Source organism: Pseudomonas sp. EpS/L25 (genome assembly GCF_001512295.1).
GTDB lineage: Bacteria > Pseudomonadota > Gammaproteobacteria > Pseudomonadales > Pseudomonadaceae > Chryseomonas.
The window spans coordinates 343,058-354,874 of the sequence record NZ_LNUP01000015.1 but is presented as its reverse complement, the minus strand read 5'-3'; the positions used below and the strand labels follow the sequence as shown (position 1 = coordinate 354,874).

Sequence of the window (11,817 nt, the reverse complement as noted above, 5' to 3'; positions counted from 1 at the left end):
GCACCGAGTCCTATCCGGCGGCAAGAGTGAAACTGCCGAGAGTCGTATTGCGCACAAAAATAGCGCATCAAACGACCGATGAGCATGTTTTTGGTGCAAACCCTTTCAGAAGACTGCCCTGATGAACGAACTGCCTTCCGCCGTGGCCACCCTGGTCCAAGGTGCCAATACCCTGTTCCTGCTGGCGGGTGCCGTGATGGTACTGGCCATGCACGCCGGCTTCGCCTTTCTCGAAGCGGGTACGGTCAGGCACAAGAATCAAGTGAATGCCTTGTCCAAGATCCTCGCCGATTTCGCCATCTCGACCCTGGTGTATTTCTTCGTTGGCTACTGGATCGCCTACGGCGTGACCTTCTTCGCCCCGGCGCAGGTACTGACCGCCGACAGTGGCTACGGACTGGTGAAGTTCTTTTTCCTGGCGACCTTCGCCGCGGCCATCCCGGCGATCATTTCCGGAGGCATCGCCGAGCGCGCGCGCTTCGCACCGCAGCTGTGCGCCACGGCGCTGATCGTGGCCTTCGTCTATCCCTGCTTCGAGGGCCTGGTGTGGAACAACAACCTGGATCTGCAGGACCGCTTCGAGGCGCTGTTCGGCGCGCGCTTCCATGACTTCGCCGGCTCGGTGGTGGTCCATGCGGTGGGCGGCTGGCTGGCGCTGGCCGCGGTGATGCTGCTGGGACCGCGGCAGGGGCGTTATCGCGAAGGGCGGCTGGTGGCCTTTCCGCCGTCGAACATTCCCTTCCTGGCGCTGGGCTCGTGGATCCTGATCGTCGGCTGGTTCGGCTTCAACGTCATGAGCGCCCAGAGCCTGGCCGGTGTCAGTGGCCTGGTGGCGCTGAATTCGCTGATGGCCATGGTCGGCGGGACGGCCGCCGCGCTGTTGCTGGGACGCAACGACCCGGGCTTCTTGCACAACGGTCCCTTGGCCGGGCTGGTGGCCATCTGCGCCGGTTCCGACCTGCTGCATCCCATCGCCGCCCTGGTCACTGGTCTGGTGGCGGGAGCGCTGTTCGTCTGGGCCTTCACCGCCGTGCAGACGCGCTGGAAGCTGGATGACGTCCTGGGGGTCTGGCCGCTGCACGGACTGTGCGGTGCCTGGGGCGGCATCGCCTGTGGCCTGTTCGGCCAGGCGGCGCTCGGCGGGCTGGGGGGCGTGAGCCTGCTGGCGCAACTGGCCGGCACGGCGCTGGGTATCGCCATCGCCCTGGTCGGCGGGCTGGCGGTGTATGGACTGCTCAAGGTGGTACTGGGTCTGCGCCTGAGCCGGGAAGAGGAGTACCAGGGCGCCGACCTGTCGATCCATCGCATCGCCGCCAACAGTCACGACGGCTGATCGCTCGGGTTACCCACAATGCCCGTGCACAGGGATGTGGATAACCCGTGCATGAAGCCAGCAGAACGCCACCTAGAGAGCTTCGCTGGCGACTGGTGAAGAAATGAACACGGTGCGCCGTCGGCCCGGCATGTCGTGGCGACGACCGTGGACGGCGGGACATCGGTAGCCCAGCGGTCGCCGGAATCGGTACAGTGGCTCGTCCCTCGTCAAGGAGTGCCCCATGTCCGCCCTCTCCACCCTGCTGCCCTGGCTTCGCGAGGTGGACCGCAGCACCCTGAAAGCGGATCTGGGCGCGGGCCTGTTGGGGGCGGTACTGGCGCTGCCTCAGGGCGTGGCCTTCGCCACCCTGGCCGGATTGCCACCGCAGTACGGGGTCTACGGCGCCGTGGTGCCCTGCATCGTCGCCGCCCTGGCGGGTTCCAGTCGCCATGTGGTCACCGGGCCGACCAACGCCAACTCCCTGGCCCTGCTCGCCGCCCTCTCGCCATTGGCGCTCGCGGGTTCGGGCCCCTACATAGACCTGGCCCTGGCGGTGACCCTGCTGGTCGGCCTGCTGCAATTGACGGTGGGGGCGCTGCGTCTCGGCGCGGTGGCCAACTTCATCTCGCCCTCGGTGCTGCTGGGCTTCATGAGCGGCGCCGCCGTGCTGATCGGCCTCTATTCACTGAAGGATCTGTTCGGGCTGTCACCGCCGCTGGGCACCTCGGCGTTCGGCATCCTCGGCTACCTCTTCGCTCATCCGCTGGCGATCCACTGGCCGTCGCTGGTGATCGGCCTGGTGACCCTGGCAGCCACCCTGCTGCTGCGCCGGCTGAAGCCGCGCTGGCCGACGATGCTGCTGGGGCTGCTGGCCGGCTGTCTCTGCGCCTGGCTGCTGGAGCGCGGCCTACCCGGCGCGGCCCAGGGGATCGCCACGGTGGGACGCATCCCTTCGGCATTGCCACCCTTCCATCTGCCAGACGTCACCCTGACGGACCTGGGCAATCTCTCCGGGATCGCCGTGGCCCTGACGCTGGTGGCGCTGGGGCAGTCGCTGTCCATCGCCAAGGCGGTGGCCCAGCGCTCCGGCCAGCGGCTGGACATCAATCGCGAATTCATCGGCCAGGGGCTGGGCAATCTCGCCGGTGGCTGCTTCTCGGCCTATGTGTCCTGCGGGTCGCTGAACAGATCCATGCCCAATCTGGAGGCCGGCGCCCGCACGCCCCTGGCAGCGGTGTTCGCCGCCCTGCTGGTGGTGGCGCTGGTGGCCTTCGGCGGCGCGCTGATCGCCAGCATTCCACTGGCCGCCATTGCCGCCACCCTGCTGCTGGTGGCCCGCGGCCTGCTGGATGTGGGGCGCTGGCGCGAGGTGCTGCGGGTCAGTCGCACCGAGGCGCTGGTAGCGGGCGTGACCTTACTGGCGACCCTGACCATTCCGTTGGACCGCGCGGTGCTACTGGGCACCCTGGTGTCGCTGGTGGCTTATCTCTATCGCACCTCGCATCCGGCGATCCGGCCGCTGGTGCCGGATGCCAGCACGCCCGAGCGCCGCTTCACTCCGCTGGACGAACTGGGCCATCAGGCGCAGGAATGCCCGCAGCTGAAGCTGGTGCGGGTGGAAGGTTCGGTGTTCTTCGGCGCCGTGCAGCATGTCACCGACCAGTTGGACGGCTTCCGCCGGGCCCAGCCAAGCCAGAAGCACGCGCTGTTCATGACCAAGAGCATGAATTTCATCGACCTGGCCGGTAACGACCTCTGGCGCCGCGAATGGCGCGAGCGCCGCGCCCAGGGCGGCGATCTGTATTTCCATCGCCCACGGACACCGGTGCTGCAGTTGTTCGCCAAGACCGGCTTCCTCAAGGAGCTGGGCGAGCACCATGTGTTCTCGTCCAAGGACCAGGCCTTGCGCAGCATCTATCCACGCCTTGACCCGGAGGTCTGCCGCACCTGTACCGCGCGGACCTTCGTGGAGTGCGCGGCGCGAGCGGCCGAGACGGACGCGCGCCAGCCGGACTGCTAAGCTGGCGCTTTGCATCCTGCCACTGGAGATCGTCATGCCCGTTGTCCCGCCCCGTGTTCGTTCGCTCGCCCTGGCCTGCCTGCTGGTGCCCGGCCTGGCCCTGGCCCATGGTCATCTCAAGAACGCCGAGCCCGCGCCGGACAGCACCAGCAGCCAGGCACCCAAGCAGTTGAGCCTGACCTTTTCCGAGGGCATCGAGGCATCGCTCAGCCAGGTGCAGTTGCAACGGCTGGACGGCCAGGCCAGTACGGCGATCACCACCGGCAAGGTCATTTCCGGCACGGATGCCCGGACCCTGGAGGTGCCGCTGGAAGCGCCGCTGCCGGCAGGTCGCTATGAGGTGAAATGGCGGGTACTGGCCAAGGATGGGCACAAGACCCAGGGCGACTATCGCTTCACCGTCCAGTAAGGGCGGCACGCTTTCATGGACGGCGGACTGGCGACGCCCGACGCCTGGCGACCGCTCAGCCGCGCGCTGCTGCTGCCACTGTTGCTGAGCTGGGGCTATCTGGTGCTGGCGCTCGGCCTGGGGCGGCCTGGGCTACGCGGATGGCTGCTGCAGCGCGCCCGCACCGCGGCACGTACCCTTGGCGCCCTGCTGTTGCTCGGCCTGGTCGCCCAGTTGCCTTTGCAGGCGGCGCTGGTGGGCGATGGCTGGGCGGACGCCTTCGACCTTTCCCTCTGGCGTCTCTATCTGGCCACCGAGGCAGGACAACCCTGGCGCTGGCAATTGCCCCTGGGCTGCCTGGTGGCGCTCTGGCTGCTGAGCGGACGGCAGGAGCGGGGCAGCTGGCTGCTGGCCGGGCTGAGCGGAGCGCTGCTGGCCAGCTTCGCGCTGGGTGGGCACGCGGCGGCGATCGGCGGCGGACTGGGCCTGGCGCACCAGTTGAATCAGGGGGTACATCTACTGAGCGGCGGTCTCTGGCTGGGTAGCCTGCCCGGGGTGCTGCTGTGCCTGTCGCGACCGCCTGCGGTCCTGAAGGACGATGTCCAGTCTCTGTTGCGGGGGTATTCGCTGCCGGGCCAGGTGAGTGTGGCGCTGGCCCTGCTGAGCGGAGCGTGCAACAGCCTGCTGATCCTCGGCCCCGAGGGCCTGGTGCACCTCACGCCCTACTCCGGTCTGCTGCTGGCCAAGGTGCTGGTGGTGGGCGGGATGGTCGCCCTGGCCCTGGTCAATCGCTACGTGCTGGTGCCGCGACTGGGTCGGGAACCGCAGGCCCTGCGCTGGCTGCGCCGGGCCACCGCCGTGGAGATCGGCCTCGGCGTACTGGCCGTGGCGCTGGTCGCCGTCTTCTCGGGCCTGGATCCGTACTCCTGAAGACCGGGGCGGCGGTCACCGCCCCGGCGACGTCTCAGAAGTAGACGTTCATGCCCAGGTAGATTTCCTTGGTGCTGTCGAGCTCGGTCGAGCCGAGCTTGGTGCCGTCCTGGTCGATGTCCGGCTTGGCGTTACTGCGCAGGTAGCGGTAGCCCGCCTCCAACGAGGTACGGTCGTTGACCTGCTGCAGGATGCCCGCCTGGACACCGGCCAGGTAGCCGGTATCGCCGTTGTGGCTGTAGCTGGAGCCATCCTGGGTGACCCGCGTCAGGCCCAGGGTGCCACCGCCGAACAGCTTGGTACTGTTGCTCAGCGGGTAGAAGGCATCGTAGCTGCCGGTGAGATCCTGCTGCCTGAGCTTGATGCCATCACTGCTGCCGCTGACCTGGTCGAGGGTGGCGTAGTAGCGCCCGGCGTCGTTCTGCTGGCCGAGGCGCAGGCCCCAGGTGTTGTTGCCGTCGATGGCGCCGTCGGTGTCGGGGCTGTTCAGGTTGCGATTGAGCGCGTGGCTGTTGTCGAAGTTGTCGTAGCTCTTGCCGTAGGTGAGGCCGGCGAAGTTCTGGGTATCGGCGGCGAAGACCGAGTGGCTGGCCAGGGCCAGCAGGCCGAAGAGGACGACACGGGATTTCAGGGCATTCATGTTGATGACTCCTCACGCAATTCGAATACAGCCCGACCGGCTGCGGGGCCATCTTGGCGGCGTGCAGGTTATCGGCGGATTAACGGTACTGAATCGAAGCTGAACGGCAGGAGAGGTGGAGAGCGAAGCGACCGGACCACCCGTTGCAGGCGGTCCGGCAGAGGAATCAACGCTGACGGTGGTACTCGGTCACGCGCAGGACTTCTTCCTTGGAGCCCAGGAACACGGCTACCCGCTGGTGCAGGCCGTCGGGCTGGACGTCGAGGATGCGCTGGTGGCCGTTGGTGGCGGCGCCACCGGCCTGCTCCACCAGCAGAGCCATGGGATTGGCCTCGTACATCAGGCGCAGCTTGCCGGGCTTTTCCGGCTCACGGGCGTCGCGGGGATACATGAAGATGCCACCGCGGGTGAGGATGCGATGGACGTCGGCCACCATGGAGGCGATCCAGCGCATGTTGTAGTTCTTGCCCAGGGGGCCTTCCTTGCCGGCCAGCATCTCGTCGACGTAGCGCTTGACCGGGGCATCCCAGTGGCGCTGGTTGGACATGTTGATGGCGAATTCGGCGGTGGTCTCGGGGATGGTGATGTCTTCGTGGGTCAGCACGAAGCTGCCCAGCTCGCGATCCAGGGTGAAGCCCTTGACGCCGTCGCCCAGGGTCAGCACCAGCATGGTCTGGGGGCCGTAGATGGCGTAGCCGGCGGCCACCTGCTCGGTGCCCTTCTGCATGAAGGCTTCTTCGGTCACGTCACCGGTGGTGCTGCTGACGAAGTCCTTGCGCAGGATGGAGAAGATGGTGCCGACGGAGACGTTGACGTCGATGTTGGACGAGCCGTCCAGCGGATCGAACATCAGCAGGTAGGCACCCTTGGGGTAGTGACCGGGGATCTGGTGAACCTGGTCCATCTCCTCGGAGGCCATGCCGGCCAGGGTGCCGCCCCATTCGTTGGCTTCCAGCAGGATCTCGTTGGACAGGACGTCCAGCTTCTTCTGCACCTCACCCTGGACGTTCTCGGTGCCCATGCTGCCGAGGACGCCACCCAGCGCTCCCTTGGACACCTCGTAGCTGATGCGCTTGCACGCCCGCGCCACGACTTCGATGAGGAAGCGCAGGTCGGCCGGGGTCTTGTGGCTGCGGGTCTGCTCGATGAGGTAACGACTGAGGGATATCCGGGACATCGCGGTGCTCCTTGTAATGATGGGCGCGAGTGTAGCGCCAAAGCTCAAGCTCCGTCTCAAGCAGAGCGAAGGGACCAGCCAGGGCCGGGACGCACTGCACGCCAGGAGGCGACGCCGGCCCAGGGCGGGCGTCACCGACATCGCCAGGGGCGACGTCTCGCGGTGCTCAGGACGCGTCCGGGGTCTCCACGGCCAGCAGTACGCCTCGGCCAGCACGGAGATTTTCGGCGCTGGGATAGACTGCCGAGCCGGGTTCCAGTTCAGGCTGGCGACTGTCCAGCTGTATCACCCAGTGATGTCCGTCACGTGACGGGGGCAGGTGCAAGGCGATTTCCTCGCGGCGGGGCTGGAAGGCCAGCCAGATTCGCGCCGCCTGTGGCTGACCGTCGCCGTCCAGGGGTTCGAGGGTGAGGGCGAGCGGCAGGCTGCCGGCGGTCTGCCAGCGACCGTCGTTCATGGGCGTACCGTCGGCATCGAGCCATTCGATCTGAACCCAGCCATTGGGATCAGGCCGCCCGAGCAGGCGCCGGGCCTGCAGGGCGGGATGGACGCGGCGCAACGCCATGAGCCGGCCGACGAAGACGTTCTGCCGTTGCCCTGCCGGGCTGGCGGCCTGCTGCCAGTCGAGCCAGGAAAGTTCATTGTCCTGCACGTAGGCATTGTTGTTGCCCTGCTGGGTGCGACCGAATTCGTCACCGGCGGTGAGCATGGGCTCGCCCCCGGCGAGGATCAGGGTCGCCAGCAGGGCACGCTGGTCGGCGGCGCGAGCTTCCTTGATGGCCGGGTCGTCGCTCGGTCCTTCCACGCCGTTGTTCCAGCTCTTGTTGTCGGTGGTGCCGTCCCTATTGCCTTCGCCGTTGGCCTCGTTGTGCTTTTCGGCATAACTGACCAGGTCGGCCAGGGTGAAGCCATCATGGGCGGTGATGAAGTTGACGCTGGTGCGCAGCGGGCGATCGCCCACGCCGAACAGGTCGGCACTGCCAGCCAGGCGGGTGGCCAGGGCACCGCGCAGGCCCTCGTCGCCACGCCAGAAACGACGCACGTCGTCCCGGAAGGCATCGTTCCATTCCTGCCAGGGAGCACGGAAGGCGCCGACCTGGTGGCCGCCGGGCCCTATGTCCCAGGGTTCGGCCACCAGCCGCACCTGGCGCAGCAGCGGATCCTGGGCCAGGGCCTGGAGCAGCGGCGCATCGCGATCGAAGCCGCTTTCCAGCCGACCCAGCGCGGGCGCCAGATCGAAGCGGAAGCCGTCGACGCCCGCAGCGGTGACCCAGTGGCGCAGGCTGTCCAGGGTCAGACGCAACGCCGGCGGGCTATAGAGCGCCAGGCAGTTGCCGCAGCCCATGTCGTTGATATAACGCGCCGGATCGTCCGGCTGCAGCCGGTAATAGCCGGCGTTGTCCAGGCCGCGCAGGTTGAAGGTGGGGCCGAGTTCATCACCTTCGCCGGTGTGGTTGAAGACCACGTCGAGCAGCACCTCGAAGCCGGCTGCCTGCAGGGTGGCCACCGTCTCGCGCAGCTCGCCCAGGGCATTGGACCCGGCCAGGCGCGGATCGACGGCGCCCATGACTACCGGGTTGTAGCCCCAGTAGTTGGCCAGCCCCAGGGCCGGCAGATGGCGATCATCGGCCCAAGCAGCGATGGGCAGCAATTCCAGGGTGGTGACGCCCAGGCGCTGCCAATGCTCGATCAACGCCGGATGGCGCAGCGCGGCCAGGGTGCCGCGCTGGCGGGCCGGGACCCTGGGATGCAACCTGGTCTGGCCGCGCACGTGCAGTTCGTAGATCAGGCCGGCGTCGCGGCGCTTGGGTGCCGGGGTCAGGGCTGGTAAGGGCGGCAGGACGATGGCCTTGGGGACGTGGGGGCCGCTGTCGCGTTCGTCCGGGCGGCTGGGATCGTCGGGGTGGAAGCCGTAGGTGCTGGGGTGCAGTTGGAAGGGCCGATCCACCGCCAGGGCCCAGGGGTCCACCAGCAGCTTGCGGACATTGAACCTGAGGCCGTCCTGGGGGCGATAGGCCCCTTGGGCGCGTAGGCCATATCTCAGGCCTGGCTTGGCACCGGGCAGGAAGCCATGCCAGACCCCACCTTCATGCTCGCGAAAGACCAGGCGCTGGGTTTCAGCCTCGCCCTTGGCAGCGTAGAGGCAGAGTTCGACGGCTTCGGCAGCGGGCGACCAGACGGCGAAGTTGATCCCGTCGTCGACGAGGGTGGCGCCGTAATGGTCGGGGCAGCCCGCCTCGAGGCGGGTGAAGGTGCGGGGCATGGGGACTCCGGTGACAGGCTTGCGGGGCGGATGCTTCAGGAATGTAGACGCCGGGGGCAACAGGGGTTCTCAGTCGGGACCCGTTCCGGTGTGGCTTTAATCGCGGCCATGGGCCGCTCCTACAGGTGTATCAAGCGCCCGTAGGAGCGGCCCATGGCCGCGATACATCGGCTGAACGGCCGCGCTCAGACAACCAGCCGATTACAGCGCCTTCCAGATTTCCGTGGCGTATTCGCGGATGGTACGGTCCGAGGAGAACCAGCCCATGCTGGAGGTGTTGATCACCGCCGATTGCCACCATTTGTCCGGCTGCTGCCAGCGCATTTCCACCTGGCGCTGGGCGTCCCAGTAGGCATCGAAGTCGGCGCAGACGAGGAAGCGGTCGTGCCAGGTGAGGACGTCGAGCAGGCTGTTGTAGCGCGCCGGGTCCTCGGGCGAGAACTGGCCGCCGCGCAGGCCCGCCAGGACCTGGGAGAGGCGCGGCGAATTCTCGATGATGTCCGAGGAAATCCCGCCGCTGCGCTGGCGCTCCTCTACCTCGGCGGCCTTGAGACCGAAGATGAACATGTGCTCGGCACCGATCAGTTCGCACATCTCCACGTTGGCACCATCGAGGGTACCGATGGTGAGGGCGCCATTGAGGCCGAACTTCATGTTGCTGGTGCCCGAAGCCTCCATGCCGGCGGTGGAAATCTGCTCGGACAGATCCGCCGCCGGGATCATGACCTCGGCCAGGCTGACGTTGTAGTTGGGCAGGAACACCACCTTGAGCAGGTCGCGGGTCAGGGGATCGTTGTTGACCACCTTGGCCACGTCGTTGGCCAGCTTGATGATCAGCTTGGCCTGGTGGTAGCTGGCCGCGGCCTTGCCAGCGAAGATCTTGACCCGTGGCGTCCAGTCACCATTGGGGTTGTCGCGGATCGCCTGGTACAGGGCGATGGTCTGCAACAGGTTCATCAGCTGCCGCTTGTACTCGTGGATGCGCTTGATCTGGACGTCGAACAGCGCACTGGGGTCGAGGTCGATCTCCATCCGCTGTTTCACCAGACCGGTGAAGGTGTCCTTGTTGCGCTGGCGTTGCAAGGCGAAGCGCTCACGGAAATTGCTGTCGTTGGCGTAGGGCTTGAGCTCCGGCAGGGTCCTCTCGGGATCGTCCAGCACGCCCTGACCGAGGGTATCCACCAGCAGGTCGGTGAGCGCCGGGTTGGCCTGGTGCAGCCAGCGGCGGAAGGTGATGCCGTTGGTCTTGTTGTTGATGCGATCCGGATAGAGGCGGTGCAGCGAGCGGAAGACCGTCTTGCGCATCAGGTCGGTGTGCAACCCGGAGACGCCGTTGATGCTGTGGGAGCCGAGGAAGGCCAGGTTGCCCATGCGCACCCGACGGCCCTGGCTTTCGTCGATCAGGGAGACGTAGGAGATCATGGCGCCATCGGTTTCGCCGCGGGCGCGCAGGGAGTCGAGGAACTGGGCGTTGATCAGGTAGATGATCTGCATGTGCCGCGGCAGCAGGCGCTCCATCAGTTGCACCGGCCAGGTCTCCAGGGCCTCCGGCAGCAGGGTATGGTTGGTGTAGCTGAGGGTGCCGACGGTGGTGCTCCAGGCCGCGTCCCAGGGAATGCCGTGGATATCCACCAGCAGGCGCATCAGCTCGGCGACGGCGATGGCCGGGTGGGTGTCGTTGAGCTGGATGGACACATGCTCGGGCAGGCTGAGCAGGTCGTTGTACTGCTTGAGGTGGCGGCGGGTCAGGTCGGCCAGGGAGGCGGCGACGAAGAAGTATTCCTGGCGCAGGCGCAGTTCCTGGCCGGCTTCGCTGCTGTCGGCTGGATAGAGCACCCGCGAGATGCTCTCGGCGCGGGCTTCGTTGGCGACGGCGCCGACGTGGTCGCCGGCGTTGAAGGTTTCCAGGTGGAGGATCTCCAGCGGCCGGGCACGCCAGAGTCTCAGGGTGTTGGCCCCCTCCCCGCCCCAGCCGATCACCGGGGTGTCGTAGGCCACCGCGCGGATGCGCTCGCCGGGATTCCAGATCTGCCGGCGCGGATCGCCTTCGCCGTAGGGCGCGACATGGCCACCAAAGCCGATCTCGTACACCACCTCGGCGCGCTCGAATTCCCAGGGGTTGCCGAAGTCCAGCCAGTTCTCCGGCTGCTCCAGCTGGAAGCCATCGGCGATGACCTGGCGGAACAGGCCGTGCTCGTAGCGGATGCCGTAGCCGTGGCTGGCGATCCCCAGGGTGGCCATGCTTTCCATGAAGCAGGCCGCCAGGCGCCCGAGACCGCCGTTGCCGAGGGCGGCGTCCGGTTCCAGGCCGCGGATGCGCTCCAGGTCGACACCGAGGTCGGCCAGGGCGCGACGGGTCTCTTCGAGGATACCGAGGTTGGACAGGCTGTCGATCAGCAACCGACCGATGAGGAATTCCAGGGAGAGGTAGTAGACGCGCTTCTGGCCGGTGCGATAGGCCTCGCGGGTACGACTCATCCAGCGGTCGACGATGTAGTCGCGCGCGGCCAGGGCGGTGGCCTGGAACCAGTCGTGGTCGAGGGCGTTGTCCGGGTCCTTGCCGACGGCATAGGTGAGCTTGGAGAGGATGTTGGTACGCAGCGCGGAAACTTCGTTGGGCGAGATGAAGCGGGGTCTTGTCATCAGGATTGACCTCTGCAAGCGCTTAGGCTTGCCTGAAAAGTACCTGCGCATCGGTGATGCTGCGTTAAAAATCAGCTCGGAATGCTCATTTACCGCTCGTAAACTCCGCTTCCTCGCTGATTTTTGCCTTGCCTCACCTTCGCTCGGCGACTTTTCAGACACGCCTTAGGAATCAGATCGCGAAGTGGCCGCGTACAGCGCGGCTGGAACCTTTCCCCCCTACTTGTAGGCGAAACGCCGGGGAGCTCCAAGCTTTTTTCGACCAGCCAGGCCGCGGAAGGTCCCCTGCCACCTTTCTATCGTCAGCTTTTCCCTGTGGATTCAACCGGTCGACGCAACAGCGTGGTTAAAACACTCGGCGGGAGTCGAGTACCCCAGGGTCTTTCTGGGACGCTCGTTTAACTGCCGAGCCACTTCATCCAGTTCGTCCTGCGAATAGAG

The 11,817-nt window shown here is 66.5% G+C and carries 8 protein-coding genes and 1 pseudogene; 4 read left to right on the top strand and 5 right to left on the bottom strand.

Annotated elements, in window-relative coordinates; all coding sequences use genetic code 11:
• Positions 1–121: 121 nt before the first annotated feature.
• The 4 genes from AR540_RS18165 to copD all read left to right on the top strand — a co-directional run bounded on the left by AR540_RS18165 (position 122) and on the right by copD (position 4,653).
• Complete coding sequence (locus AR540_RS18165; protein WP_059230687.1) at positions 122–1,333, top strand: ammonium transporter; 1,212 nt, start codon at positions 122–124, stop codon at positions 1,331–1,333.
• Positions 1,334–1,556: 223 nt separating this feature from the next.
• Positions 1,557–3,335: a SulP family inorganic anion transporter gene (locus tag AR540_RS18160; RefSeq protein ID WP_059230685.1), complete on the top strand. Its 1,779-nt coding sequence runs from the start codon at positions 1,557–1,559 to the stop codon at positions 3,333–3,335.
• Positions 3,336–3,369: 34 nt separating this feature from the next.
• A complete protein-coding gene (gene copC, locus AR540_RS18155) occupies positions 3,370–3,744 on the top strand; it encodes a copper homeostasis periplasmic binding protein CopC (RefSeq protein WP_059230684.1) in 375 nt (124 codons plus the stop codon).
• Between the two features lie 15 nt (positions 3,745–3,759).
• Entirely contained in the window at positions 3,760–4,653 is an 894-nt protein-coding gene (gene copD, locus AR540_RS18150; protein WP_059230681.1) for a copper homeostasis membrane protein CopD, read from the top strand.
• A gap of 34 nt (positions 4,654–4,687) precedes the next feature.
• Here the strand turns inward: copD and AR540_RS18145 are convergent, their stop codons facing one another.
• From AR540_RS18145 to AR540_RS26295, 5 genes and pseudogenes are all read right to left on the bottom strand, one after another.
• Positions 4,688–5,293, bottom strand: coding sequence for a hypothetical protein (locus AR540_RS18145; protein ID WP_059230680.1), 606 nt, complete (start codon positions 5,291–5,293; stop codon positions 4,688–4,690).
• Positions 5,294–5,459: 166 nt separating this feature from the next.
• A complete protein-coding gene (locus AR540_RS18140) occupies positions 5,460–6,470 on the bottom strand; it encodes a class 1 fructose-bisphosphatase (protein ID WP_059230678.1) in 1,011 nt (336 codons plus the stop codon).
• Positions 6,471–6,636: 166 nt separating this feature from the next.
• Positions 6,637–8,733 carry a glycogen debranching protein GlgX gene (gene glgX / locus AR540_RS18135; protein WP_059230676.1) on the bottom strand — a complete coding sequence of 699 codons (2,097 nt, stop codon included), beginning with the start codon at positions 8,731–8,733 and terminating at the stop codon, positions 6,637–6,639.
• 201 nt (positions 8,734–8,934) lie between these two features.
• Entirely contained in the window at positions 8,935–11,376 is a 2,442-nt protein-coding gene (locus AR540_RS18130; protein ID WP_059230674.1) for a glycogen/starch/alpha-glucan phosphorylase, read from the bottom strand.
• A gap of 321 nt (positions 11,377–11,697) precedes the next feature.
• Positions 11,698–11,817, bottom strand: a pseudogene (locus AR540_RS26295) (IS30 family transposase); the annotation flags it as partial.